The sequence below is a fragment of the Solibacillus kalamii genome (genome assembly GCF_002174535.1).
Lineage (GTDB): Bacteria > Bacillota > Bacilli > Bacillales_A > Planococcaceae > Solibacillus > Solibacillus silvestris.
On record NZ_NHNT01000019.1, the window covers coordinates 1 to 26,454 of the forward strand.

22 protein-coding genes, 1 pseudogene and 1 riboswitch are annotated in these 26,454 nt (G+C 43.0%); of the genes and pseudogenes, 14 read left to right on the forward strand and 9 right to left on the reverse strand.

The window, feature by feature from the left end; all coding sequences use genetic code 11:
• Positions 1–69 precede the first annotated feature (69 nt).
• The 10 genes from CBM15_RS19705 to CBM15_RS18540 all read left to right on the forward strand — a co-directional run bounded on the left by CBM15_RS19705 (position 70) and on the right by CBM15_RS18540 (position 8,427).
• Positions 70–312, forward strand: a complete 243-nt coding sequence (locus CBM15_RS19705) for an integrase core domain-containing protein (RefSeq protein WP_420820157.1) — start codon at positions 70–72, stop codon at positions 310–312.
• A 308-nt stretch (positions 313–620) separates the two neighbouring features.
• Positions 621–1,358, forward strand: a complete 738-nt coding sequence (locus tag CBM15_RS18500; protein WP_087618604.1) for an SDR family NAD(P)-dependent oxidoreductase — start codon at positions 621–623, stop codon at positions 1,356–1,358.
• A gap of 160 nt (positions 1,359–1,518) precedes the next feature.
• A complete protein-coding gene (locus CBM15_RS18505) occupies positions 1,519–2,700 on the forward strand; it encodes a glycerate kinase family protein (protein ID WP_087618605.1) in 1,182 nt (393 codons plus the stop codon).
• Position 2,701: 1 nt separating this feature from the next.
• Positions 2,702–4,153 (forward strand): SLC13 family permease, encoded by a 1,452-nt coding sequence (locus CBM15_RS18510; protein WP_087618606.1) that lies wholly within the window; start codon positions 2,702–2,704, stop codon positions 4,151–4,153.
• Positions 4,154–4,342: 189 nt separating this feature from the next.
• On the forward strand, positions 4,343–5,143 hold the full coding sequence (locus tag CBM15_RS18515) for a transporter substrate-binding domain-containing protein (protein WP_087618607.1): 801 nt from the start codon (positions 4,343–4,345) through the stop codon (positions 5,141–5,143).
• A gap of 62 nt (positions 5,144–5,205) precedes the next feature.
• Positions 5,206–5,865, forward strand: coding sequence for an amino acid ABC transporter permease (locus tag CBM15_RS18520; protein ID WP_087618608.1), 660 nt, complete (start codon positions 5,206–5,208; stop codon positions 5,863–5,865).
• Between the two features lie 37 nt (positions 5,866–5,902).
• A complete protein-coding gene (locus tag CBM15_RS18525; RefSeq protein WP_082990870.1) occupies positions 5,903–6,643 on the forward strand; it encodes an amino acid ABC transporter ATP-binding protein in 741 nt (246 codons plus the stop codon).
• Positions 6,644–6,659: 16 nt separating this feature from the next.
• The gene (locus CBM15_RS18530; RefSeq protein ID WP_087618609.1) at positions 6,660–7,130 is read left to right on the forward strand and encodes an S-ribosylhomocysteine lyase; all 471 of its coding nucleotides are present in this window, start codon (positions 6,660–6,662) and stop codon (positions 7,128–7,130) included.
• A gap of 121 nt (positions 7,131–7,251) precedes the next feature.
• Positions 7,252–7,749: an SRPBCC family protein gene (locus CBM15_RS18535; protein ID WP_087618610.1), complete on the forward strand. Its 498-nt coding sequence runs from the start codon at positions 7,252–7,254 to the stop codon at positions 7,747–7,749.
• A gap of 279 nt (positions 7,750–8,028) precedes the next feature.
• Positions 8,029–8,427 carry a VOC family protein gene (locus CBM15_RS18540; RefSeq protein ID WP_087618611.1) on the forward strand — a complete coding sequence of 133 codons (399 nt, stop codon included), beginning with the start codon at positions 8,029–8,031 and terminating at the stop codon, positions 8,425–8,427.
• Between the two features lie 374 nt (positions 8,428–8,801).
• Here CBM15_RS18540 and thiW read toward each other — a convergent pair whose 3' ends face one another.
• The 4 genes from thiW to CBM15_RS18560 all read right to left on the reverse strand — a co-directional run bounded on the left by thiW (position 8,802) and on the right by CBM15_RS18560 (position 12,106).
• A complete protein-coding gene (gene thiW, locus CBM15_RS18545) occupies positions 8,802–9,308 on the reverse strand; it encodes an energy coupling factor transporter S component ThiW (RefSeq protein ID WP_087618612.1) in 507 nt (168 codons plus the stop codon).
• Between the two features lie 90 nt (positions 9,309–9,398).
• Positions 9,399–9,488: riboswitch (TPP riboswitch) on the reverse strand.
• A 120-nt stretch (positions 9,489–9,608) separates the two neighbouring features.
• Positions 9,609–10,181, reverse strand: coding sequence for a cupin domain-containing protein (locus tag CBM15_RS18550; RefSeq protein WP_008406143.1), 573 nt, complete (start codon positions 10,179–10,181; stop codon positions 9,609–9,611).
• A 79-nt stretch (positions 10,182–10,260) separates the two neighbouring features.
• The gene (locus CBM15_RS18555; protein ID WP_087618613.1) at positions 10,261–11,061 is read right to left on the reverse strand and encodes a nucleotidyltransferase; all 801 of its coding nucleotides are present in this window, start codon (positions 11,059–11,061) and stop codon (positions 10,261–10,263) included.
• A 289-nt stretch (positions 11,062–11,350) separates the two neighbouring features.
• Positions 11,351–12,106, reverse strand: a complete 756-nt coding sequence (locus CBM15_RS18560; RefSeq protein WP_087618614.1) for a 3'-5' exonuclease — start codon at positions 12,104–12,106, stop codon at positions 11,351–11,353.
• 684 nt (positions 12,107–12,790) lie between these two features.
• Between CBM15_RS18560 and CBM15_RS18565 the strand changes: the two genes are divergently transcribed.
• The 4 genes and pseudogenes from CBM15_RS18565 to CBM15_RS18580 all read left to right on the forward strand — a co-directional run bounded on the left by CBM15_RS18565 (position 12,791) and on the right by CBM15_RS18580 (position 16,929).
• Positions 12,791–13,579 (forward strand): 2,3-dihydro-2,3-dihydroxybenzoate dehydrogenase, encoded by a 789-nt coding sequence (locus CBM15_RS18565; RefSeq protein ID WP_087618615.1) that lies wholly within the window; start codon positions 12,791–12,793, stop codon positions 13,577–13,579.
• 46 nt (positions 13,580–13,625) lie between these two features.
• Positions 13,626–14,828, forward strand: coding sequence for an isochorismate synthase DhbC (gene dhbC / locus CBM15_RS18570; RefSeq protein WP_087618616.1), 1,203 nt, complete (start codon positions 13,626–13,628; stop codon positions 14,826–14,828).
• Between the two features lie 58 nt (positions 14,829–14,886).
• Positions 14,887–15,543: pseudogene (locus CBM15_RS18575) on the forward strand (isochorismatase family protein); the annotation flags it as partial.
• 135 nt (positions 15,544–15,678) lie between these two features.
• Positions 15,679–16,929, forward strand: coding sequence for a CYP152 family fatty-acid peroxygenase CypC (locus CBM15_RS18580; protein ID WP_087618618.1), 1,251 nt, complete (start codon positions 15,679–15,681; stop codon positions 16,927–16,929).
• Between the two features lie 52 nt (positions 16,930–16,981).
• On the opposite strand, the gene CBM15_RS18585 is transcribed toward CBM15_RS18580, so the two are convergent.
• Genes CBM15_RS18585 through CBM15_RS18605 form a run of 5 tightly spaced genes read right to left on the reverse strand, consistent with a single transcriptional unit; the run spans position 16,982 to position 26,426 of the window.
• On the reverse strand, positions 16,982–17,668 hold the full coding sequence (locus tag CBM15_RS18585; protein ID WP_087618619.1) for a 4'-phosphopantetheinyl transferase family protein: 687 nt from the start codon (positions 17,666–17,668) through the stop codon (positions 16,982–16,984).
• Complete coding sequence (locus tag CBM15_RS18590) at positions 17,665–19,032, reverse strand: DHA2 family efflux MFS transporter permease subunit (RefSeq protein ID WP_087618620.1); 1,368 nt, start codon at positions 19,030–19,032, stop codon at positions 17,665–17,667. The genes CBM15_RS18585 and CBM15_RS18590 overlap by 4 nt, the downstream gene beginning before the upstream one ends.
• On the reverse strand, positions 19,029–19,235 hold the full coding sequence (locus tag CBM15_RS18595) for an MbtH family protein (protein ID WP_087618621.1): 207 nt from the start codon (positions 19,233–19,235) through the stop codon (positions 19,029–19,031). Before CBM15_RS18595 ends, CBM15_RS18590 begins: the two co-directional genes overlap by 4 nt.
• A complete protein-coding gene (locus CBM15_RS18600; protein ID WP_087618622.1) occupies positions 19,228–26,166 on the reverse strand; it encodes an amino acid adenylation domain-containing protein in 6,939 nt (2,312 codons plus the stop codon). Before CBM15_RS18600 ends, CBM15_RS18595 begins: the two co-directional genes overlap by 8 nt.
• A gap of 5 nt (positions 26,167–26,171) precedes the next feature.
• Positions 26,172–26,426, reverse strand: coding sequence for a phosphopantetheine-binding protein (locus CBM15_RS18605; protein WP_087618623.1), 255 nt, complete (start codon positions 26,424–26,426; stop codon positions 26,172–26,174).
• Positions 26,427–26,454 lie beyond the last annotated feature (28 nt).

Sequence of the window (26,454 nt, forward strand, 5' to 3'; positions counted from 1 at the left end):
CATTCAGATCGAGGCGCACAATATTGTGCCACAAGCTATACAAGAACTTTAAAAGAACATGGGATTAAAATTAGCATGAGTCGTAAAGGAGATCCCTATGACAATGCGTGTATTGAATCCTTCCACGCCACAATCAAAAAAGAATGGATMTAYCGTCACCGTTTCGAATCCAAAAAAGAAGCAARAAAGAGCGTGGAGTCATAYATCGTAAACTTTTACAATGAACGACGACGTCATTCAACAMTCGGWTATTTATCACCAAACCAATTTGAGAGAAATCAACAGGARKCYGTTTGTCRAAATGCCTCWTAAAGTTCTCTTACAGGGTTTTCATCCCCACATGTCCAGACCTGGACATGTGGGGATGAAAAGCAGAGCAACCGAAGGGCGGTAGCCAAAAAGTCTCTTAACGTGTGTCCGAAATATTGACAGAAGACCAGATGTTCTAATATCCGACCCAACTCTTCTAATATGCAACCAAACTTTTCTAATAAAACCCCGCACCACCATCGAACAACCTGAAAAACACCGCACCCACCCAAAAAGGACAACCTCAAACACGAAATCTCAACCCATTTCAGTTACACTCTTACTAAGCAATTTATAAAGGAGGAAATCAGATGTTCCAAAACAAAACAGTCGTCATTACAGGTGCTGCACAAGGAATCGGTCGTTCAATCGCAACTCATTTCGCAAAAGCGGGTGCCAATGTGGTCATCGCGGATATTGAGCATGACTTAGGTGTCCAGCTGGCAGGGGAGCTCCAAAAGGAAGGGTACTCCGCTATTTTTGCAGAGACGGATGTGCGCAGTGAAGAGAATGTTCGTCAAACAATGGAGATGGCAGCAAGCCGTTTTGGCGGGCTTCATATTTTGATCAATAATGCTGGGAAAGCGAAATGGATCTCACCGCTGGAATTATCGCTCGAAGACTGGGATGACATCATCCAGACGAATTTGCGGAGCGTCTTTTTATGTTCACGTGAAGCGGCAAAACTTATGAAAAGCGGCGGGGCAATCATCAATCTTGCTTCAACGCGTGCAGTCATGTCCGAACCAAATTCTGAAGGCTATGCGGCATCAAAAGGCGGTATTCTTGCGCTGACACATGCGTTGGCAAGTTCCTTCAGTAAACTGAATATTACGGTAAACAGCATTTCGCCAGGATGGATCGAAACAGGAGATTACGATGCCCTCAGACCTTCAGACCATGCCCAGCATTTTTCAAACCGTGTCGGCAAACCGGATGATATTGCCCGTGCCTGTCTGTATTTAGCTAACCCGGAAAATGATTTTATTACAGGGACGGATCTGACAATCGATGGCGGGATGACGAAGAAAATGATTTATGAAGAATAGTAGATTGATCGAAATGGCGTTTTCCTGCAACGAGGAACAGCGCCATTTTCAATTATTGAGCGGCAAAGGTATTCTATCATCGTAATCTAATAGAGTTCTCAGTATTTTCTAATTTTGGAATGGTACATTTACAATTAATAAATTTTGGAGGGATGCCGTAATGAAAATTGTAATTGTACCATCGGGGTTTAAAGAATGTATGGATGCAGAGGATGTAGCATTAGCGATGGAACGTGGGGTAAGACGTTTTGATCCGACTATTGATTTAGTTGTGATGCCAATGATTGATGGTGGGGAAGGATTCGTAAAGACCATTGTTCGTTTAAAGGATGGAAAATTAGTTTATAAAAAAGTAACAGGACCGGTATGCGAAAAGATTAAAAGCTATTTTGGTATTTATGAAGAGAACGGGAAACGGACTGCTGTCATAGAAATGGCTGCGGTGGCAGGTTTAAAGCTGGTCCCGCGTCATCAACGAAACCCGTTGAAAACAACTACTTATGGTGTAGGGGAACTCATCGTTGCCGCACTTGATATGGGAATTGATACTATCCTTATTGGCTGCGGGGATTCGGGTACATCGGACGGGGGTGCTGGAATGGCGCAAGCATTGGGGGTTCAGTTTTTAGATGAAAACAGGCAAATTATCCAAGTGAATGGCGGAGAAGATTTAATGGCTGTCAATTCCATTGATACGGGAAATGCAGATCCACGGTTAAAGAACGTTTCAATTAATGTTGCGTGTAACTGGAAAAATATTTTATGTAGCGAAAAAGGGGTTGCCCATATATTTGGACCGCAAAAAGGAGCTACACCAAAGCAGGTGGAACAATTAGCATCGGCACTGAACCATTATGCGGATTTAATCGAACAAGCAACAGGTTTGGATGTCAGATCATTACCAGGCAGCGGGGCATCCGGCGGGTTAGGTGCGGGACTGATTGCATTTGCCGGTGCTACATTACATCCGCGGTTCGATATCATCATGAAATATATCAATATCGAAGAAAAAATTCTGACAGCGGATATCGTATTAACAGCGGAAGGCAGCCTCGATTTCCAGACGCCGAACGGGAAAATTCCTGCGGAGGTTGCACGCATTGCGAAAAAGAATCACATCCCGGTTATTGCCATTACAGGAACAATAGGAAAAGGCGCAAATCTCAATTACCATGCGGGGATTGATGCATACAGCAGCATCATTCAAAAACCGACAACCTTGGAAAAGGCGATAGAGAAAGCACCGAAATGGATTGAAGAAAGTACGGAATCGATTTTACGCAAAGTTTCAATTGGTATGGAGATTGCCAATAAAGAGAATCGGAAAGTAAGAGCGATTTAACATGACGAGCAGAATCGAGAGAAATAAACGAAAGAAAAATCTCCTGAAAACAAAGATTCAGTCGATGCCGAAAAAGATCTTGATAATTATTGCAATACACATCTTCTTCATGATTACGGTTATGTTCATTCAAAATTTGGACTACAGTGGCAAAGTAGCACTATTTGCATTCTTATCCGCAATGACGTTATGGGTGACAACGAAAATTTCAGCAGGCTGGGTAGCAATTACGCTCATTATGTTCATTATTGTAATGAATGCAGCAGAGCCCGATTTATTGTACAACTCATTATCTGAGAAAGTCGTGTGGCTCATGATAGGCGCTTTTATTATCGGAGAAGCCGTAAAAAAGTCGGGATTAGCCGAGCGATTAACTGCGTATATCCTGAACAAATCGGACAAAAAAGAAAATGTCGTGCTTGGGCTAAGTTCGGTATTGTTTGCAACTGCCTTCTTCATTCCTTCGACATCAGGGCGAGCAGCATTATCGATGCCGATCATGAAACAATTGAGCCAGAAGTTTTCGTCTAAAGAAAAAAATATCCTGGCGATTATTGCACCGGTCGTTATTTTAATGAGTACTTCGGCTACGCTAATCGGGGCAGGCTCACATTTAATCGGCATCGGCTTTCTGGAAAGTACGGGCGGTGAGTCGATTTCCTATATTCAATGGCTGCTATGGGGGGCTCCATTTGCCTTGGTAGTAACATTCCTTTCTTTAGTTGTCATCAAAATGATGCTGTGGCCGCGAGATAGTGAAGAGCAAATTGTGAGCGAACGAAGTGGAGAAACGATTATTTTAACGGAACCTTTTGAAAAAGATGAACAAAAGACGCTCATTCTCATTTTATTTTTAATTATCGGGTGGATGACGGAAAGCCTTCATGGGTTGGATATTGAACTGATTACAATAATCGGTGCCATTATTTTCATGATACCCAACTACGGGATTATTACGTGGAAACAAGGAATGAATGCCGTTTCATGGAATCTTGTTATGTTTGTTGCTGCAGCGACCGCACTTGGTAAAGTATTGGTCGATACGGGGATTGTGGACTGGATGGAAAACGAAATGATCAGTTTCCTGCATCTGTTTGTCGGCGCACCGGACTGGCTGATAGTACTGATGATTCTTGTTGTAACAGTAACAAGTCATTTATATATTACGTCCCATACAACACGTGCCATTGTCTTTATTCCGGGCCTCATCTTGTTCAGTGAATTAATCGGTGTAAACCCGTCAACCATCGTGTTCTTAAGTTTGATTGGAATGAACTATTGTGTAACGGTACCGGTAAGCTCGAAAGCATTGCTGCTGTTTTATGAGGAAGGAGATATTTCCTATGATGCCCGGAATCTCGTAAAGCTTAGCACAGTATTAATGCCCCTTTATATATTCATCATCATGCTGTTCTATTTTACTTTTTGGCAATGGACAGGCATGCATTTATAAAATAAGTGTCGATTTTCCATTTAGGAAAATTGGCACTTTTTTTATGTATTTAACCTATTTTCCTTGTCGATATTAATTAAAAGTTATAAATTTAGTCATTGTTCAGAAAATAAAGATTGTTTTTGCTGTTACTCTGTTATAATATAAAGCTTATAAAAAAACTAGGAATTAATAGTGGAGGCATTTAGAATGAAAAAATTATTATCGATCGTTACATTATCAGCGCTCGTTTTAGCAGCATGTGGTGGCGACAAATCAGAGGAAAACGCAAGCGAGGCAAAGAATAAATTAGAGGAAATCCAGGCAGACGGAAAAATCCAAATCGGTCTTGAAGGAACATTCCCTCCGTTCAGCTTCCATGATGAATCAGGTGCATTAACAGGCTTTGAATATGAGATTGCCGATCAAATCGCAAAAGACCTAGGTGTTGAAGCAGAATATGTTGAAACAAAATGGGATTCATTGATCGCAGGATTGGATACAGATAAATACGATTTTGTAATTAACAACGTATCGATTACAGATGAGCGTAAAGAAAAGTACGATTTCTCCATTCCATATATGAAATCGGAAGCGGTAGTAGCCGTGCACACAGATAATACAGAAATTAAAGAGCCTGCAGACATGAAAGGCAAAAAATCATCACAAACAATTACAAGTAACTTTGCCCGCGATGCAGAAGCGCTTGGTGCAGAAGTTGTTGCAACAAATGATTTAATGAGTTCAATCGAGCTAGTAGTACAGGGACGTGCAGATGGAACAATCCATGACCGCGTGACATTCCTGACATACTTGCAGGAGCAGCCGGACACGAAGTTGAAAGTGCTGGACGGTGCGATCAATTCAACTGATATCGCATTAATCTTAAATAAAGAAAACGATGAGTTCCGTGAGAAGTTAAATGAAATTATTAAAGAGCGTACAGAAGACGGTACATTCGAAGCAATTTCAGAAAAATATTTTGGTGAAAATGTTATTTCAAACAACTAATGGGAAGGTCGTTTCGACGGCCTTTTTTACATGGCTTTCATTACAGAAAGGAGTGCTAGTGGATGAGTAGAGAAATGGATATTTTACTTAGCTCGATCTGGCCGATTTTAAAAGCAGGACTTCTTGTTACCATTCCGCTATCGCTCATTGCTTTTGCCATTGCATTAGTCATTGCAGTTGTGACGGCATTAGCAAGAATCTCGAACTACCGGGTTTTACGATGGATATTCGGTACTTACGTATGGGTGTTTCGCGGAACACCATTATTAGTGCAATTATTTATAGTGTTCTTCGGTCTACCGAAACTGGGGATTACCCTCGATGCGTGGACAGCGGCAATTATTACATTCTCGCTGAATACGGGGGCCTATGCTTCTGAATCGATTCGAGCTTCGATTTTGGCCATTCCAAAAGGGCAATGGGAGGCAGCAGAATCACTCGGTATGACGTATTGGCAGATGATGCGACGTGTCATTGCACCGCAAACTGTTCGTATTTCATTGCCGCCAGTGGCCAATGATTTTATCGATATGGTAAAAGGGACATCTTTAGTTGCCAGTATCACACTTGCGGATCTATTCATGGTCGGGCAGCAAATCACCGCGCGAACATATGAGCCGCTTATGATTTATTCGCTTTGTGCGGTTATTTATTTAATCTTTATTAGTGTGTTAATGGTCATTCAAGGCCGACTTGAAAAATACGCATCAAAATATATATAAGTCGGGTATCGTGAAGCGCTAGAAGGGAGGGCTTATTATCGTACAATTTCAGCAGATGTCGAAGTTCTTTGGCGAGAACGAGGCATTGAAAAATATTAATTTAACATTTCATGAAGGCGAAACAACGGTTATTTTAGGTCCATCCGGTTCAGGGAAATCAACGCTTTTACGCTGTATCAATCTATTGGAGCGACCTGAAAAAGGCGTTCTGACTGTCGGGAACCAGACAGTTGAACTGAACAAGCCGATTTCTCAGAAAAACTTGCTTTCGATTCGCCAAAATACGGCGATGGTATTCCAAAGCTTCAATCTTTTCCCGCATATGAAAGTGCTTGAAAATGTGATGGAAGGGCCAGTTACCGTTTTGAAGCAGGACAAAGAAATTGCAAGACAAAAAGCACAGCAATTATTGGAGAAGGTTGGCCTGAGTCATAAAACAGACCAGTATCCTTCGCAATTATCCGGCGGGCAGCAGCAGCGTGTCGCCATCGCAAGAGCATTGGCAATGGAGCCGCAATTTTTACTGTTCGATGAGCCGACAAGTGCACTGGATCCAGAACTAGAAGGAGAAGTGCTGAAGGTGCTGAAGGATTTGGCGGAGGAAGGCAAGTCGATGATTATCGTGACGCATAACCTGAATTTTGCGCGCGAAGTGGCAGACCGGATTCTATTTCTGGAAAACGGTGAAATCGGCTATGACGGCGTAACCGAAAACTTCTTTACAGCAAACAACAACGAACGGATTCAACAATTTATAAAATCGATGCAGTTTATCTAATCTAGGGGGATTTAACATGACAACAGAGAAAACAAATGTAGAGAGCTTTGATTTAGACCATACGAAAGTAGTGGCACCATACGTACGACTTGCCGGTACGAAAACAGGAGCAAAAGGCGACGTCGTAACAAAGTATGATATCCGATTCAAACAGCCGAACAAAGCGCATATGGAAATGCCGTCACTACACTCATTAGAGCATTTAATGGCTGACCGTATCCGTAATCATAGTGAAGACGTCGTGGATTTATCGCCAATGGGTTGCCAAACAGGCTTTTACTTGGCATTACTGAACTACAATGACTATGACGGCGTATTAACGATCATTGAAAATACGCTGAAGGATGTATTGAAGGCGGAATCGGTACCCGCATGTAATGAAGTACAATGCGGCTGGGCAGCAAGCCATAGCCTGGAAGGTGCAAAAGCATTGGCTGAGGAATTTTTAGCTGGCCGCGCTGAGTGGCATGTTGTTTTTGGGGAATAATTGATGAAGCAAGTCTTCTGTGAGGATAATCCCGCAGGAGACTTTTTTATTGGAGCAATTGTTTTAAAAGTTCCTGTGAATAGGTTATTAATAAACTAAAGTAACTAAAAGGAGAATTTGAATGAACAATACCTCAACGACTACTTTAACAATGAAAAGAGAATTTAATGTAAAGCCTGAAAAAGTGTTTGACGCATGGTTGAATCCTGTAATGATGAAAAAATGGTTCTTTACATTGGAAGGGACGAACAAGGTTGCACAAAATGACCCAAAAGTAGGGGGCAGTTGGGAAATTGTAGACCACCGGCAAGGTGTGGACTACCGGGCGATCGGGGAGTACGTTGAAATCAATTCGCCTGAAAAAATCGTGTTCACTTTTAAAATGCCGCAATTCAGCGAACTGGAAGATACGATCACAGTGGAGCTGAAAGAGTTGGGACAAGGCAGTGAAATGACGTTCACCCAACTGATCCATGTTGAAAATGAAGAGCAATGGACAGATGCTGACATCGTAAAAGCTCTAGATGAAATGCGAGATGGCACAGAACATGGCTGGAACTTAATGTTCATGGGTCTGAAGGAATTAGTTGAGACCGGCAAAGTGAGCTATCAAGGTTAGGGCGTATAATGAAACACCGGGTAGGGGTCATGACCACCCGGTGATTGAATTTTCGGGGAAGATTTTCTAATAAAAGGTTGGAATTGCTCTACTATATCTTTATTCGGTTCCAGAAGAAGTAGCCGCATCTTCGGAACAACAGCTCATCGCGAAATTTAAACCAAAGGCATCGTCTAGTTAGGAGATGCCTCTAACTTAAAGGGGAAAAGTTCGCGAAAAAGGGTAAAATAGGCTAAATTGAAGTGGTGCAAATTTGAATTAAGAAGGGGGAAAAGTACGATGAAAAGCGCAAAACCATTTTTAATGTTTCAAGGCGGCGTTGCAGAAGAAGCGATGAACTTCTATACATCACTTATCGATGATGCGGAAATTACAAGCATTGTTCACTACGGGGCAAATGAAGGCGGAGACGAAGGAAAAGTCATGCAAGCCACTTTTTCGATAAAAGGTCAGGAATTTATGTGCATTGACAGTAATATTAAGCATGAATTTAATTTCACACCGTCATTCTCTATTTTTATTACGTGTGATACGGAAGAAGAAACCGACCATCTTTATGAAAAATTGCTTGAAGGCGGGCATTCGCTAATGCCAATCGGTAATTACGGTTTCAGTAAGAAGTTCGGCTGGGTAAATGACCGTTACGGCGTATCTTGGCAGATTAATTTACCTAACTAAAAATTGTGCCGGATGTATCGATTGATATACCCGGCGCTTCGTTTTCTAATATAGGGCATAGTTGTTCTAATATATTTTAAAATCTTCTAATAAAAATGAGAATTTCTAATATAAGTGTGAGTTGTGCTAATAAGTCTTTAATATGTTCAAATATCGTCCACAGAAGTTCTAATAACCCCCTGCAAACTTCTAATATCCATCACAAATCTTCTAATAAAAACGGAAGGCTACCGCAAAATGGACGCGCCATCTTATTTAGGAATAAGCCCGTTCTACCAAAAATTCCAAACTGTTCTAATATCATGCGCAGATGTCTAATATCCCGCCAAGAAGTTCTAATAACGACACAAAAATTTCTAATAAAAACCTTCCATTCACCCGGCATTATGATAAAGCATCCCGCCAAACGCCCGGTTTCTCACCATAATCTTCAGCAAGCCATAGCCTAAAAGCGACCCCGCAAAAGAACTCATCATAAATGCCGGGACAAAACCGAACAGCGCCGCTTCCTGACCTAAAAACAAAATGGCGATCGGATAAGTAGCCATCGCACCGAGCAACCCGGTCCCGATTACTTCACCTACTGCCGCAAACGCTAACTTCTTCGTTTTCGCAAATAGAAACGCAGCCAAAAAGGCACCGATCATACTCCCTGGATAAGCAAATATACTGCCTGTCCCCATTAAGTTTCTCAATGTCGATGTAAGGAATGCCTGTAATACCGCATACCATGGACCGAGCAACACCGCCGATACAACATTGGCAAAATGCTGAATCGGAAAAATTTTGGCAAAACCTAAAGGGATGTACACAAAACTGCTGAGAATCGTTGTAAGTGCAGCGATAATCGCTGAATACGTAAGCTTCCTCGTTTTATTCATTTCTACCATCCTTTACAATAAAATTTTGCAACAAAAAAACCACTTTCAACTAAAGAAAGTGGTATCGCAGCCTAAAACAAATAATAAAAAAAGGGGTCGACACTACTTTCCTACGCTAGTATTACCTAGATCAGGTGCAAAGGGTACTTCTCAGCCAAACAGGCGCCCCTAGTAGTTTTCATATTCAATTACGAGCAGATTAACTTCTGCCAATATTAGGTTAATTTCACAGTTATCATAACATGGCCGTTTCATTATGCAAATGCTTTTTTGAAATTTGATTCCTTTGACCGAGAAAAACTACTGCTCATACCCGCCGCCGTAGTTGCCGGGCTGGACTTGCTGCCATGGGTTTGGTGGACCGATGAACGTATTCGGCCTTACCGGTGCAACTGCCTGCGTCCATAAATTTTCGTTCATCCCATATGTGTGGGCCATAATATTTGCTGGTGTCAGCTTGAGGAGGTCGGAACCTAAAATGACTTCAGGTGTCGGTGCGTTGAAAATGGCGAGCAGATGCGTGTTGTTTTGCGTGGCGACTTCGTAATGCCACCACCCTTGAGGAACGTTTGCCACCTGGCCGGGGGTAATCGGAAAATGCATCAGCTGTTTCGTAAACGGATTCAAAATCGAAACAATCGCACTTCCCGCAATACAATAAACAAGTTCCGCCGCATTTTGGTGGTAGTGCGGTTCAATGACATTATTGGCACTCAAATAAATATCAAGCAGCGATATATTATCCAATGTGTTTAACTGGTTGACGCCCATTACATTAATAAAATTTTGCTGGTCTTTTACGAATAACGGGTTTTTATTAAGGTCGAATGTAAACTGGGGCTGCACTGATGTATAATCTTGATTCGGATTCAATAGTTCACCTCTTTTTTATTGTAGTTAAAGTATGCAATAATTTACCGGTGTGTGCCTATTGTCGAAAGTAGCCATCCATCTAAAAATACACATACAACGCATTGATTAATGTGAATATTAAAATAAACAGGGTAGCACCACATACAATAATTTCTGCAAAGTGGACGAACATGACTCTTTCATAACTTAACTCGGCTTTACGAAAACCAAAAAAATCCCCATGACTGATAATATAAATAAACGTACTCACTACCATTAAGGAAGACATTAAAAATGAAATTGTTGGCAAAGAAGTAACGTAGCGCGAGTTGCCTCCTGTTTCCATATAGAGCGGAATATCCAATCTTTTACTTAACACAAAACTGACAATGACCAGGATGTAGATAATAAGCGAAATATTAAACGGATGTTTACGGTAATCGATCAGATCAAGCATCTTTTTTGTCTTCCCTTTATACTCCCAATCCTTATTGTCTTCTACTCTGTCACCTTTCAGCATGTAAATAATACCGGCTATTACAAGCCCCGAAAATAAATACCATTCCAGCATCGTAAAAAACAGCGTCCAGCTATAAAACGGTGCGATCACAAGCGGGAGAATAACGAGTCCAAACACCCATTTATTAACTGGCTGATTAGCAATAAGCCATTCGTTTAAAGCATGCCGTTTATCTTTTGTATGTGCTTTTTCCTGTTCCCGGTAACTGAAGATTTGATTCATTAGAAAAGTGCATCCTACCAGTACTAACCCGATTCCGAAAGTAAGATAAGAAGCTTCCGGATAAATCACGACCCCATCATAATTTAGGATGATCCAGTTCCCGCATAGGGCAGTGATCAATATCCCGGTAAGCATCATATTTGAAGATAAGTTTCTCATCCGTACACCTCCAATTGTTCTATTCTACGTCCATAGGCTGGAAATAGTTTCAAACAAAACAGGAGGCATGTAAATAATTCTAATAACGACCGGCAATGTTCTAATAAACCCAAAAATGTTCTAATATAATTGCGATTTTCTAATATATCACTCAGTTGTTCTAATAACCATCCGACATCTTCAAATAAAGCACTCCGATGTTCTAATATCCCGCCGACATTTTCTAATAACCCTCCCAACTATTCTAATAAAATCAACAAAAAAGCGATCGCACAAAAAGAACCGTCTCCTACTGTGCAGTCGCTTTTTTCATAATAAGCTGCAATATTTCATTGGCGCAAATCGCATCGGCATCGGCTGTATGATGCTTTAGTAGCGGGATGTTATACGTCTCGGCAATGACATTTAAATTATTTCTCGGGCTGTCCAAATATTTTCTTGCAAGCAGTACAGTACAGGCAGCCGGATTTGTCGGGCGAATGCCATTTCGGAAAAACTCCAGCGCAAGAAAGCTGTACCAGTCAAACCCGATATGATGACTGACGATCGGCAAATCACCTAAAAAAGCTTTAAACGCATGAATGACAGGGGAGATCGTTTGTTCATGTTTGACGCGTTCATTAGTAATCCCGTGAATATGCGAATTTTTGATTGGTTTTTCCGGATTCACAAACCGGTGAAAGAGGTCCACCGTTTCACCATGGCGAATTTTTAACGCAGCAATTTCTACGATTTTATCGCCCCTAGCAGCAGAGCCTCCCGTCGTTTCAATATCGACGACGACATATTCGGGTGCGTGATCCAGCAGTTCCACCATCTTCGCAACCTTTAAGCGCGGACTGTACGTTGTCATAAATTTCCTCAAATACTGCGCGGCAAGCTTCGTATTGTAATAGTCGCCATAGCGCGTGCAGGCAATATAGCCGTGCTGTTCGAGTTCATCAATTGCCTCCATTGGATAGCTAGCGGCCAATGCTTCCCGTTTGGCAAAGCTGACAATCGAGCACGTAATCATGATTCGGATGTGCAGCCGTTCAATGTTCATAAACTTCACCTCTTAATTGGAACGTTTGTTCTATAATTGAACCATATATGAAGTAAATAATAAATAAAAAGCTGACCACTACACTTATACTGCACGTTTTATGTAGAGCTTTTTTTCTGTAAATATCACAAACAAGCGGTTGTTAAACAAAAATTTTCTGATTTATGCCATTTTTATGGAATTAGACGTTAGGAAAGTTTTAGTAGCAGGTTTATAAAGGTGTTCCGTATGAACAGAAAATAATTTAATATTCGCAGGAAAATCAAACAAATTTCATAATCTTTTGTACAGTAATTCAATATTCCTATCGATTCCATTTCCAAGAGTGTATTTCTTACAAAATATTTACACAATGATGCCTTCTCTACTGGTCAGTAATGAATTGATAAGACTACATGATAGAGTAGAGCAAGTTCACCTTCCTTCCTTTATTTGGATTTTTATGCCGTAGTTTTCCTTATAAAATCTTGTGAAATACCTAATTTTACCTCTTTAAATCAGCACTAAAACGAAACTTAGGTCTTTTTATGGGATTGTTTGAATGTCTCTTGACGTTGTAAAATGTTAGGCCTATCATTGCTAATAGAATCAATTGATAATGATTATCATTATTGATTGAGGGATGGTTCTAATAAGAAATCAAGCTGTCTTTACATAACTGTAAATGAGAAAGGAAGTGTTGAAGTGAACTTTCAGGAGTTAAGAGGGAAAGTTGCACTTGTGACAGGTGGAGCCCAAGGAATTGGCGCAAGCCTTGTCAAAAGCTTGGCTACATTAGGAGTAAAAGTAGTTGTAATCGATTATAACGAGGAAAAATTGAGAAGCCATGTGAATGGTTTAATAGAGCAGGGCCACGAAGTTTTCGCATTTTCTGCAGATGTGGGAGAAAGTAATGCCATTGATGCGGTTGTCGAGAAAGTGGAAAACGAAATCGGGCCAATCGAAATGCTCGTCAATGTAGCAGGCGCATTGGCTACAGGACCGGTCGAATCATGCACTGACCGTGACTGGGCAAGAATCTTTTCAATTAATACGACAGGCGTGTTTTATGTTTCAAGAGCAGTAAGTCGTTATATGATTCAAAGAAAAACAGGGTCGATTGTAACAGTCGGATCCAATGCTGCAAGTGTACCGAGAATTTCGATGGCGGCCTATGCAGCATCAAAGGCGGCAACGGTCATGTTTACAAAATGTCTCGGTTTAGAGCTGGCAGAGCATAATATACGCTGCAATATCGTTTCACCAGGGTCGACAGATACGGACATGCAGCGTTCGATGTGGCCTGATGATCATGGCGCTGAAGTAATGATTAAAGGGATACCTGAAACGTATAAAGTAGGAATTCCGCTGAAAAAGATTGCACAACCCGACAATATTGTCGATGCTATTCTGTTTTTCCTGTCCGATCACTCAAGCCATATTACGATGAGCAATCTTGTCGTGGATGGCGGCGCGACATTGGGAGCCTGCTAAGTCTGTCTTTTGAATTCAGAATAGTGAAACGAAAAGGAGCGGTAATATGGTAAGCAAACAAAAAGCAGTAATCGAACATGAACTTTTAGATGACTATGAAGTTGGTGACTTTTTCATTGAAACTCCAAAAAGAACGATTTTAGGCAAAGGCATATTCATGCATGTTCCAGCGGGTGAACCACATCAAAACCAGATGGAAGGATTAACCGAGAGGGTAGCGGGAGCGCTGAAGAAGGCAAAAGAACAAGGGCATCCACGACCAATTGTAACGGGCGCGGTGCCATTTGATAACTATAGAAAGCCATGTTTACATGTGCCGGAGTCTATACAAATCGTGCCATCATTGCAGCAGGAGGAAAGGGAAGTGTCCAGTTCAGCACCTGTTACTGTCAATCGGCTCGTATCCATTCCTTCACCAGAGCGCTATAAGCAAGGTGTCATGCAAGGCATTGAAAGAATACGAAGCGGCGAACTCGACAAAATTGTGCTGTCGCGTTCATTGGAGGTAAGTCTTAATAAACCGATTGACCTTCCGAAGCTTTTACGTAACCTTGCCTATCAAAACAAACATGGATATACGTTTGCAGCATCAATTGAATACGGAAATCAAAAGATTTCACTTATCGGAGCTAGTCCGGAGCTGCTTGTTTCAAGACGAGGGATGTACGCCATCGCGAACCCATTGGCCGGTTCAAGACCTAGAAGTGAAGATCCAGTAGAGAACCAAAGACGTAAAGAGGAACTGCTTTCGTCTCCAAAGGATTTATATGAGCATGCGGTCGTCGTGGAAGCAGTCGTCAAGGGATTGCGTCCATTACTTAAAACGATCGAAGTTCCGGAAAAACCGTCAGTCGTTTATACGGAAACGATGATGCATCTATCGACAGTCATTAAAGGAGAGCTGTTGAATGCGGATATCTCATCCCTTGATTTAGCCATTGCACTGCAGCCTACACCAGCTGTTTGCGGGGCACCAACGGAAAAGGCAAGACAGGCAATTGCGGAAATTGAACCGTTTGACCGCGGCTTCTTTACAGGCACGATCGGTTGGTGTGATGCTGAAGGCGACGGGGAATGGGTTGTGACGATTCGCTGCGCAGAGGCAAATGGCGATTCGTTACGATTATTTGCGGGAGCAGGCGTTGTGAGTGAATCGAAGCCTGAAGAAGAATTGGCTGAAACGGGTGCGAAATTCCAGACAATGCTTCGCGCAATGGGCATCCATACAGAGCAGCTGAAGGATATTTAAACGAGTAATTACATGAAATACAACAGGGTTCACCAAAAAAGGAAAAGGAGTGATTTAGATGGCTATTCCAGCGATCTCATCATATAAAATGCCGAAAGAAAGCAATCTTCCAAAAAACAAAGTAGGGTGGGAAGTCGATCCGAACAAGTCTGTCCTACTCATTCATGATATGCAGCAATACTTTATCGATTATTATGAGAAGGATTCGTCATTAGTTCGTAAATTGATTGCCAACATAAAAGCAATCAGAAAACAATGCGATGAACTTGACATTCCTGTTGTCTATACGGCGCAATCAGGCAATCAAAACCCAGAGGACCGCGCATTACTGACTGACTTTTGGGGGACGGGACTAAAAGATGACCCGAACGTTACAAAAGTAATCGATGAACTGGCACCAGGCAAGGCGGATATCATACTGAAAAAATGGCGCTACAGTGCATTTAAGAAATCGAATTTACTGGAAATGATGAACGAACAAGGCCGAGATCAGTTAATCATTTGTGGTGTTTACGCCCATATCGGTTGCCTCATGACTGCTGGAGAAGCTTTCATGTCGGACATTAAGCCGTTTTTCATTGCCGATGCAGTAGCTGATTTTACACAAGAAGAGCATGAAATGGCGATCAACTATGTAGCAGGACGCTGTGGGGCAGTCTATTCTACAGCACAAATTATGGACAAGCTAAAGCGTGAGGCATCTGCAGAAGCGGAGCTCGTATAAGAAACGAACAGGTGGTGAAAGTTTTCACCACCTGTTTTTTTGCATTCAAATAGAAGTAAGTTTTTTTGAAGAATAAACAGGGAATTGGTTACCGACAATGTTTTTAGAAAAAAGGAGATGAAGTAGATGACAAATTCGATGCCAAAGGAAGAAGGAATTGACCACAGCCTGAATCTTCTGAGAGAAGGTTATTTGTATATTTTAAATAGAAGACAAAGCTTTCATTCCGATCTGTTCGAAACACGATTGCTTGGAAAAAAGGCGGTCTGTATGGGCGGAAAGGAAGCGGCCGACCTTTTTTACGACAACAGTAAGTTTAAAAGAGCAGGTGTTGCACCAAACCGTGTTGCCGAAACATTATTCGGCAAAAAGGGTGTACAGACACTGGATGGAGATGCCCATAAGCACCGGAAAAAGATGTTTATGTCCATTATGTCCCCGGTCCGACTTAAAAAACTGAATGAAATTGCCGCGAAGCAGTGGGATAAAGCTTTAACTAAATGGCAGCAGATGGCCGACGTTGTTCTTTATGAAGAAGCACTGGAAATTATGTGCCGTACTGCCTGTGAGTGGGCGGGGGTACCGGTGGAAGAAAAAGAAATGAAAAAGCTCGCAGATGATTTAAGAGCGATGTTTGAATCGGCAACGGCAATCGGACCATCGCACTGGGCTGGCAGACATGCACGAAACCGGGTGGAAAAGTGGATGGGGAACATCATCGACCAAGTGCGCGAGGAGAAACTGAATCCCGAAGAAGGCACAGCACTGTATACATTTGCATGGCATCGTGATTTGGAAGGGAATCTTCTTGATCAGGAGGTCGCTTCCGTAGAAGTAATCAATATATTAAGGCCGATTGTAGCGATTGGGGTCTATATTACTTTTTCTGCATTGGCTGTCCATCATTATCCGGAAGAGCGAAAGAAACTTCAATCTGGCGACGAAAAAAATGCACAAATGTTTGTACAGGAGGTGCGCCGTTTTTATCCATTCTTTCCGTTTGCCGCTGCAGAAGTAAAAGCAGATTTTACATGGAAGGATTATACGTTTGAAAAGGGTACATTAACTTTATTGGATTTATACGGAACGAATCATGACACGAATATTTGGGGGAATCCCGAAGTGTTTCAGCCGAGCCGTTTTGAAAACTGGGATGGAAGCCCGTTCAGCTTTATTCCGCAAGGTGGCGGCGATTACTATTTAGGACATCGCTGTGCAGGAGAATGGGTGACGATTGAGATGATGAAAGTGAGTCTAGATTTCCTAGTTAATCAAATGACGTACGATGTACCGGAACAAGATTTAAGCTACAGTAAAGTAAGCATTCCAAGCTTGCCTAAAAGCAAAGTGATTATTAATAATGTTCAGCGAGTATAAGATGAATTGATTAAGCCTGTAACCTTTTACTCGGTTACAGGCTTTTTAATTGCTAATTCGTTAACTCAATTTTCGCATATGTCCCAACATTTTTCATAAAAAATGTTTTAATTTGTGCCCACTGAACGTGCGTTACGGTCTCCAAGGAATCCTCCAAACAGACAGCTGCACTGTAACCAGGTGCAAGGAAAAAAGGAATGGTACGGGCTTTAACACGTGAGGCGGGATGATGAATCGTTCCATCTTGCCGAATCGTTGCTTCCATTAAAGAATCGTGTAAACCAAACCCTTTATATTTCCCGTAACTTTCCTTAGCAGTCCAGAGGGTATAGAAAGCATCCTGTTCAAGAAGCTTATAAAGATGACTCTCTTCTGTGCTCCACAACGCTTGAAAGATGGAGAAGTCCCTTGTTACCTGCTGTTCCACATCAATTCCAACCGGAAACGTACTAATGGCACATGCCACATAACTTCCAGAATGTGAGAGATTAAAGTGAAGGTCTTGTCCTAGTTGGTATTTACCGTTTGAATCTTTGGAAAAGCGAACTTCCGACAATCCCTTATTGAAAGTCGTCACCAACATCATCTTCGTCAGCAAATGTGCACAAACCGTCCGCAACTGGTCTTCCCTTTTTCGCATGCGCTCAACACGCTGCACCACATCGTTTTCCAAAAAGGGAAGATAACATTGCCATTCGATAGGCATATCGCTGATCTTACAAAAGGCAATGGTTGTCATGCTTTCTCTCCTTTTAGAATGGTTTCCTGTTCTTTCGCTAATAAAGAACAGCCCAGACCTGCCAGAAGCAGAACTACCGTAGCAACGAGGGCATACTGATAAGAAAGGATTTCTGAAAAGTAGCGACCAGATACGGTTAATGTTGTTGCGACAAGTGCAATTCCTACTGCAGCTCCAACGCGGTTGAGCATATTGTACAGCGTTGTCGCCTTGCTCATCTGACTTTTCGCTACATGATGAAAGGCGGAAAGTTGCGAACCGATCACACTATGGCCTAAACAAATACCAACAGTAAACATCAAACCGCGTAACAGCCAAGGATTTGCTGAAGGACCAACAATGGCGATACAGCAGAAAATCATTACCGTACCGATCAAACCGAGACGCACTGTTAAAAGCATGCCGAAACGCCTGGATGTTCGAGGCAATAATTTGGAAGCGACCATCAGTCCAAGAGCCTCGGTAAACGTAATGAGTGAGCTTTCCAGAGCAGAGGCCGAGTACTCGTACTGATACATGAGCGGGAACAGATACAGCATCCCCATCAAGGCGCCCATGGAACACATCGCGACAAGACTCGATGAAAGGAAAAGCGGTTGTTCATACAGACGCACATCCAGCAGCGGCTCTTTTATTTTTCGTTCATGTACATAAAAACTGCTTAATAAAAATACGCCGACAATTGCACAAAAGACGACTGTAATGGAAACACCGTCTGATGCAATAAGGCTCAATGTCAGCATGAACAGCGGCAACCCGAGTGCAATGAGCATATAGCCCTTCGTATCAAATGGTGCTTTAAAAATCTCAAATTCCGTTAAGGCAAAAAGTCCAATCAGGACGATGATGATACCAAAGGGAATATTAATGAAGAACACCCAGTTCCATGATAAATACTCCGAAAACAGTCCGCCCACTAAGGGGCCAATCGCCGGTGCAAAGGCGATTGGCAATACTAATGAACGAGACAGATTTTGCCTTTCCGGTGGAGAAAATGTCCGAAACAGCAGTGTCATGCTGACGGTGGTAATGATTCCTCCTGCAAGTCCCTGCAGCACGCGCGCTAAAATAAGGGCCTGCAAGCTTCCCGCCAATCCGCAAAGAAGAGAGGAGAGTGTAAATAGACTGACAGAGAGTACATACATTCTTTTTACGCCGAACCGATTGCTTAAATAGCCGGCAGCAGGCAACGCAACAGCGATGCTGACAAGGTAGCCGATATTAATGCCGTTCGTTGCCCCCGGCGTTACACCGAATTCAACGGCAATCGTAGGAAGAAGCACATTGACAATCGTTCCGTCGATCGAAACCATGAACATCGCCACTACATAGAGGGCGATGATGACTGCTCGCTGTGCTTTCATCCTAAAACACTACGCAGACTTTTAGGTCTCATATCCAGCCAATTTTCTTCTATATAGAGTTGGCATAATGGTTTTAATGCAGGGCCATATACGACCTCCCATCCGGCAGCGGCAGGGATGACTGCAGGCCATAATGAGTGCTGTTCTTCCGCATTTCGCAAAACATAGTATTCACGATCATCTTGTTCAAAAGGGTTAGACATACATTTTTTTCTCCTTTACTAAGTACTTGATTAATGTTTGGCCGATTTCATTCAAGGGGATGGACTGACACATATCTTTATGGCGACAGGCAATATCAATCTGTGTAAGCTCTCCTTTGATATACGGCTTCCAAGAAGTAACATCAACGTCCGGGATCCAATCTGGCACAAGTGTAGATTTATAAAATAAAGCATCGCCATCATACGTTTGGTGCTGATGATTTTTGAGTAACTGAATCGAGTTTTTATACACTTCTTTTAAGCGCAAAATGGTCGACTCATCTAATGTTGCAATCGCGCTGCCCTCTGCTTTTAGAGCATTCATTACATATTCCTGTGTCACTTCATCTTCTATGTCAGGTTCATACCCGGCTAGGGCAAGAAGTGCGACAAGTGCTTCTTGCTCTTCCGTCAGCTCCACTGGTGGGGTGAATGTGAACGGGTAGGCATCCATAATACATAGAAGCGACAGTTCTTCTCCTTGGCGTTCCAGCTGGACAGCCATTTCCTGTACGACATTTCCGCCAAGTGACCATCCGAGTAAACGATAAGGTCCATTTGGCTGAATTTCTTTGATGGCTTCAATATAGCCGAGCGCCATTTCAGTTAAAGAACGCGGAAGCTTACAGTCTTCGGCAATCCCTTTCGCTTGAATGCCGTATAGGGCAAATTCCGGCGACAGATTTTTTAACAGTCCGGCATAGCACCAACTTAACCCCCCGGCAGGATGGACAGCAAAAATCGGTTGTTCTCCGCTGCGTAACGGCAATACGGTGTTTAATGCTTGAGATTCCTTCCCTTTTTGCAGAATCTGTGCGAGTCCGGATACAGTGGGTGCTTCAAATAAATGCCCGATTGCCAGCTCTTTACCGAATGCCTCGCGAATGCGTCCTATCAGCTGTACGGCTAATAACGAGTGGCCGCCAAGTTCGAAAAAGCTGTCCTCTGTGCCGACCTGTGGCAGATTCAGTACGTCGCAGAACAGTTCACAAAGCAATGTTTCCTGCGGTGTTTTCGGCAATAAAAGTTCCTGCAATGTAATGACAGGTGCAGGGAGCTGCTTCGTATCCAGTTTTCCATTGGCTGTAAGCGGCATCTGCTCCAGGCAAGTGCAGCTTGAAGGAACCATATATGCCGGCAGCGAACGGGAAACGAAATCTTTTAACATTTGTTCTGTTGCGTCCGTGCCTTGCTCCGGAACATAGTAGGCAGCCAAGCGGACATCTTCTTTTCGATCTTCTCTCGCAATGACGGCCGCCTGTGCGATTTGCGGATGTTTCAGTAGCACTTGTTCAATCTCTCCAAGCTCAATGCGGAAACCACGTATTTTCACTTGATGGTCAATGCGTCCGATATAGTCCAGTTCGCCGTTTTGCGTCCAGCGAGCCAGATCGCCTGTACGGTACATCCGGCTTCCCGGAGCTCCATACGGGTTTGCGATAAACCGTTCTGCCGTTAAGGAAGCGCGGTTTAAATAGCCTTGTGCCAAGCCTTCTCCAGAAACATACATTTCACCGACAACACCGGGAGGAAGCAGTTTAAGCTGCTCATCAAGGACATAAATATTTAAATCAGGAATCGCCGTGCCGATCAGACTATTCGCCTGTGACTGGCTCAGTTCTTCATTTAAACTTAAGTAGCTGACATGGACAGTTGTCTCGGTAATGCCGTACATATTCACAAGGGTAGGGGCATTTGCCGGGTGTCGGTCATACCATTCCTGTAAACGCGTCAGATTAAGTGCTTCACCGCCAAACACAATGGAGCGAAGAGCCAGTTGTTCGGACAGTTCGGGATGCTCTTTATCTACGGTCATGAGCTGATAGAAGGCAGAGGGTGTCTGGTTCAGCACCGTAATTTTCTTGTCTGCAAGCAATGCCAAAAAGTCGAATGGCGAGCGGCTGACATTGTACGGGATAATTACGAGCTCACCACCGTATAACAGGGCTCCCCATATTTCCCATACAGAAAAGTCAAAGGCATAGGAATGGAACAGCGACCAGCGATCTTCTTCGTTAAAATGAAACCATTCATCTGTTGCATCAAGTAAGCGGATAACGTTTTGGTTCGGAATTACCACACCTTTTGGTCGGCCTGTTGAACCGGAAGTATAGATGACATAGGCTGGATTCATTGGATGATTGTTATGATCCGAATTTTCAGCAGGGAATGAAGTAAGTGAAAGCTCCTCCATTACAAGCACTTCCATAGCCGCCGTCGCTTCTGCAGTAGGCTTCAAGTCTTCTGTAGTGATTAAACAGCTTGGGTTTGAATCGTTTAAAATATAGTCAATACGGTCTTGCGGATAAACCGGATCAATCGGCACATAGGCAGCGCCGGTTTTTAAAACGGCTAAAATACTGACAATCATGTCGGTTGATCGCGGCATTAACAGTGCGACAAATGTTTCGGATGTAACACCTTTTTCCAGTAAAAGAAACGCTAACTGGTTCGCTTTACGGTTCAAATCGATATAAGTAAGCACTTCGTTTTCGTCACTGACAGCAATTCGTTCCGGATGCATTTCCACAATCGCTTCGAATTGTTCGGCAATCGTTTTTTGCTCGCTTACATGGCCTTTCGGATTCCAGTCAAGCAGGATTTTTTCCTGTTCCTGTTCCAACAGCACATTCAATTCTGAAATGGCCGGATTGTTCAGCACCTGCTGCAGGACGATTACATAGCGTTCCATAAGAGCGGCAACTGTTTCTGCTTCATATAAATCCATTCGGTATTCCACATGTACTTCGATGCCATTAGGCTGCTCGGCTAGATATTCTTCACGCATCTCAATATTCAAATCGAATTTCGGCTGCCCAACCGTATGCAGCTGAATGTCGGCATTTTGGTCTTCCATTACAAGTGATGGCTGAGGCGTGTTCTGTAAGGCGAACATAATCTGGAAGATCGGGTGCTGTGACGGGACACGAGTCGGTTTTAATGCTTCGACTATATGGTCAAAAGGAACATATTGGTGCTCCATTGCCTCGATCGATGTTTGTTTTACGCGTTCCAGTAATGCTGTAAAACGAGGATCCCCGGAAATATCGGTACGCATTGCCACCGTATTGATGAACATCCCGACGTTCGCCAGCAGTTCTTCCTGATCGCGACCCGCAATAGGGCTACCGAGAATCAGATCTTCTCCTGCACCGAGCTTCGTCATGAGCGCTAAAAATCCGCTTTGAAGCACCATATAAAGTGTTGCTTGCTCATCTTTGGCAAGCTGCTCCAATTGTCCGTGAAGCGCGGAATCGATTGTAAACGTTAATGTTTCGCTTGTTGGTTTCGACTGCAATTGACGCTTCCCATCGCGGACAAGCTCAATCTCATCCGGGACATGCTTCAGTTTTTCCGTCCAATAAGCGAGGTTGTCATCTGTATAAACACCGTGTGTTTGCTGCCAAACCGCAAAGTCATGGTATTGAATCGTTAACGGCTCAAGCTCATGGCCATCATAGGCAAGCTGCAGATCTTCAGTGAATGTCGCAAGTGACCAGCCATCCGCACTAATATGATGGAATACAACGACCAATGTGTTCGTATTAATGAGCGTTACACGGAAGCCGGGTTCCTGTTTCAAATCAAAAGCATAGCGTGTGCATGCATTGATTTGAGACGGCACTTCTTCTGGATTCACTTCCTCAATCAGCACTTTAGGTGCATCCTCAATGATCAGCTGATAGGGCACCCCATCCACTGCAGGATATATCGTACGTAAAATAGTATGTTTTTCTGCTACTTTACCAATTGATTTAATAAGTTTTAATTCATCGATCGGCTGTTCAATTGTATAAACAAGTGGAATATTATAAGAAGCGCTTGATTGCTCCAGCTGCTGGATAAACCATAAACTACGCTGTGCATGCGATAAAGGAATTCTTTCAACTTGCTGTCTGTCGATCACAGCGAGATTCTTTTTATTTGCTTTGTCCACTGCTTGTGCCAGCTCTTTTACAGTAGGCCGATTGAAAATAACAGAGATCGATAAATCAATTGCAAATGTTTTCCGTAATGTCAACAGCAGCTCGGTTGCGAGCAGGGAATGCCCTCCTAGCTGGAAGAAGTTTTCATCGATTCCCACTGATGGCAGATTCAAAATATCTTCAAAGAATGCGCAAATCGTTTCTTCAGTACGTGTTGTCGGTTTCGCTTTTTCAATGTTCAAAACATGAGGCTGCGGCAACATCTTTCGGTCAACCTTACCGTTATTCGTTAATGGGAAGGCTTCCATGAAAACAAAATGAGCAGGTATCATATAATCCGGCAAACGTTCTCCTAGCTGCAGTCTGCATTGTTGCTCCGTTTCATTCCCAACAACATAGGCAACGATTTGTTTATGACCCGGCTGATCTTCACGGATCATCACAACGGCTTGTTCAATCGAAGTCATTTCTTCAAGCGCATTTTCGATTTCGCCCAATTCAATGCGGAAACCGCGAATTTTTACTTGATGGTCGGCACGGCTAACATAATGAAGGCTGCCATCCTCCTGCCACACAACTAAATCTCCTGTCCGGTATATGCGTTTCCCTGCAGCAAATGGATGTGCAACAAAACGCTCAGCTGTTAGGGATGGACGATTATGATAACAGCGGGCCAATCCGTCACCAGCAATATACAATTCACCAACAACACCAATCGGAACGGGCTGAAGCATGGCATCGAGCACATAAATGTCTGTCCGGTCGATTGCAGTACCTAATGAAGGGGCATCTTGCGGGCGAACTTCCGTGTAAGTTGACCAGATTGTTGTTTCGGTCGGTCCATACATATTGTGAACGGTTGCGCCTGCTTCCAGTAATGCGAGGGCAAGACTTTTTGAAAGTGCTTCACCACCGACAAGTAAAGTTAGTCCGTTCAGCGCATCTTTTGCGTACTGTACCATCATCTGCCAAACAGTCGGTGTTGCCTGTATGATGGAAATGTTTTGCTGCTGGATCAGCGACTGCATCATAACTGGATCTTGTACTTGTTCTTTTGTCGCCAGGTGAATCGATGCCCCGTACAGCAGCGGTAAATAAAGTTCCAATGCCGAAATATCAAAAGAAATCGTTGTAATCGCCAGTAAATTATCTTCTTCACATAATGAGAATTGACGCTGCATCGCCTGTAAAAAGTTAACCAAACCTGGCATTTCAACAACGACACCTTTTGGATTTCCGGTAGATCCAGACGTATAAATCATATAAGCTGTTTGTCCGATACAAGGGGCAATCGGTTCGTAAATTTGCTTGGAAGGCTGTAACGGCACAATGGGAGTTCCTTCTTCATTAAACGAAACTTCACTGTTAACGAGCACAATTTTAGGACGAGCATCCTGGATCATATAAAGCAGTCGTTCTGTCGGATAAGTAGGGTCCATAGGAATATAGGCAGCACCTACTTTGAAGCAGGCGAGCATCGTTGCGACCATTTCAATCGAACGTTCCATGCAAATTCCTACAAAGTCTTCGAGCCCAATGTCATGTGCTTTCAGCTGATGCGCAATCCGACCGACAAGCAGATCCAGTTCTGCATAGGAAATCGGTGTATCATTCATCTGAACAGCGGTTGCACCAGGCATATGCTCCATCTGTTTTTTGAATAATTCATACACCGTAGCATTTTTCAGCTCACTGGCAGGACCTTGTTTTGCCTCAAATATTGCCGCTTCTTCTTGTAATAGCAATGGCAAGTTGAACAGCGGTATGTCAGCTTGATCCACCAATAACTCAAGTAATTGGAGGAAACGCGCGGCATGACGTTCCACTTCTGCCTGGTCATAAAGGTCCGAGTTGGCTACAAGATCAAACTGCATACCATGCGGCGTGTTGTAGAAATTGAATGAAATATCTTCTACAGGTCCTGTCACAATTTTTTTGTGCTCCACCTCGACATTCCCAAATAGATAGTTTTCATAAAAAGGCATGAAATTAATTTCCGGACCATACAGCTGGCCATCGGTTGTCAGCCGCAAATCACGGCGCAGCTGTTCTTGACGGTACATTTGGTGCTGTTTCAACTCGGTCATGAAGCTTTTCACATTTATGCATAGCTGTTCAAAAGTTTCCTCAGATGTAAAAGTCACACGTAAAGGCAAAACATTTACTCGTGTACTTGGTACGGACAGTGATTTATGACCAAAACGGTTCATCATCGGAATGCCGACAATGATATCCTCTGCCTGTGTCATACGTTTTGTGTAGGCGATAACCACTGCAGTAATGACTTCCTGAATGTTGACGTGCAGCTGTTTACTGTATGTTTCTAATTTCGCCCATGTAGCGGAAGAAAGGGAAGAGGGGTGCAAAATGATCTGTCCCATTCGACCACTCTTTTTTCTGCTAAGCGAAATGACTTCGGTTCCTTGCATTTTGGATAACCAGTAGGCAGCGTCCGCCGTTGCCTTGTCGGAAGTTTTGTACTGAACTTCCTGCTCCACCATCTGAACATAGTCACCAAACTGCTTTGTAAAGGTTTCATGATGAAGCAAAGCCGAATAGCGCTCGGAAATTTGCTGGAACAGTAACCGGAAACTATACGCATCACTGACAAGATGGTGAATTCGCAAATAAAGGAAATGTTCTTCGGAAGACACCGAAAATAAAATGGCGCGTACATAGTTGTCCTTTGTTAAATCAAGCAATGTTTCGACATCTTCCTGCATGTGTTGAAACGCTTCATCCGTTGAACAAGTAATCTGTTGTGAATGAAATTGAACCGAAGAAGGGATCGTCTGGAAAAGTGAACCTGCTTTCTCCGAACATTGGATATGTAGTCCAACCGCACTCTCAATTGTGGCATCGGCTGCCTGTAACAGCAGATTGGAATCAATCGGAGCCTGAATATGTAAATACTCCGCTGTATTGTATAAAGGGCTTTCCGTTAAATGGTGGGCATACCAAATCCCTGCGGCAGCTTCAGTTAAAGGGAAACGTAATTCAGCCATTCGACTCAACCTCCGTAATCTGCCATCGATTGTTTGATCAGACGATACCATCCATCGATTGTTGGTTCATCGGCAAGCTGAATGAATGTAAGCGCAAAGCCTTTTTGACGGAGTTCTTCAACGATTGTCATCATCGTGATGGAATCGATCCCGACATCCAGTAAATAATCTACATCCGAAATCGTATCAATCGGTTCTGTCACATAAGGAGCAACAAATTCGCGTAGCTGTTCGATTGTAAAATCAGTTTGAGTTGTCATAATATCAACCTTCTTTTCTTAATATTCA

Bases quoted from the DNA above. Each gene is read 5' to 3' on its own strand.
- CBM15_RS18580 (WP_087618618.1), top strand. From the start codon at position 15,679: ATGACAAATTCGATGCCAAAGGAAGAAGGAATTGACCACAGCCTGAAT.
- CBM15_RS18590 (WP_087618620.1), bottom strand. From the start codon at position 19,032: ATGAAAGCACAGCGAGCAGTCATCATCGCCCTCTATGTAGTGGCGATG.
- CBM15_RS18585 (WP_087618619.1), bottom strand. From the start codon at position 17,668: ATGACAACCATTGCCTTTTGTAAGATCAGCGATATGCCTATCGAATGG.
- CBM15_RS18535 (WP_087618610.1), top strand. From the start codon at position 7,252: ATGAACAATACCTCAACGACTACTTTAACAATGAAAAGAGAATTTAAT.
- thiW (WP_087618612.1), bottom strand. From the start codon at position 9,308: ATGAATAAAACGAGGAAGCTTACGTATTCAGCGATTATCGCTGCACTT.
- CBM15_RS18500 (WP_087618604.1), top strand. From the start codon at position 621: ATGTTCCAAAACAAAACAGTCGTCATTACAGGTGCTGCACAAGGAATC.
- CBM15_RS18605 (WP_087618623.1), bottom strand. From the start codon at position 26,426: ATGACAACTCAAACTGATTTTACAATCGAACAGCTACGCGAATTTGTT.
- CBM15_RS18555 (WP_087618613.1), bottom strand. From the start codon at position 11,061: ATGAGAAACTTATCTTCAAATATGATGCTTACCGGGATATTGATCACT.
- dhbC (WP_087618616.1), top strand. From the start codon at position 13,626: ATGGTAAGCAAACAAAAAGCAGTAATCGAACATGAACTTTTAGATGAC.
- CBM15_RS18515 (WP_087618607.1), top strand. From the start codon at position 4,343: ATGAAAAAATTATTATCGATCGTTACATTATCAGCGCTCGTTTTAGCA.
- CBM15_RS18530 (WP_087618609.1), top strand. From the start codon at position 6,660: ATGACAACAGAGAAAACAAATGTAGAGAGCTTTGATTTAGACCATACG.
- CBM15_RS18505 (WP_087618605.1), top strand. From the start codon at position 1,519: ATGAAAATTGTAATTGTACCATCGGGGTTTAAAGAATGTATGGATGCA.
- CBM15_RS18600 (WP_087618622.1), bottom strand. From the start codon at position 26,166: ATGGCTGAATTACGTTTCCCTTTAACTGAAGCTGCCGCAGGGATTTGG.
- CBM15_RS18520 (WP_087618608.1), top strand. From the start codon at position 5,206: ATGAGTAGAGAAATGGATATTTTACTTAGCTCGATCTGGCCGATTTTA.
- CBM15_RS18540 (WP_087618611.1), top strand. From the start codon at position 8,029: ATGAAAAGCGCAAAACCATTTTTAATGTTTCAAGGCGGCGTTGCAGAA.
- CBM15_RS18560 (WP_087618614.1), bottom strand. From the start codon at position 12,106: ATGAACATTGAACGGCTGCACATCCGAATCATGATTACGTGCTCGATT.
- CBM15_RS18595 (WP_087618621.1), bottom strand. From the start codon at position 19,235: ATGTCTAACCCTTTTGAACAAGATGATCGTGAATACTATGTTTTGCGA.
- CBM15_RS18510 (WP_087618606.1), top strand. From the start codon at position 2,702: ATGACGAGCAGAATCGAGAGAAATAAACGAAAGAAAAATCTCCTGAAA.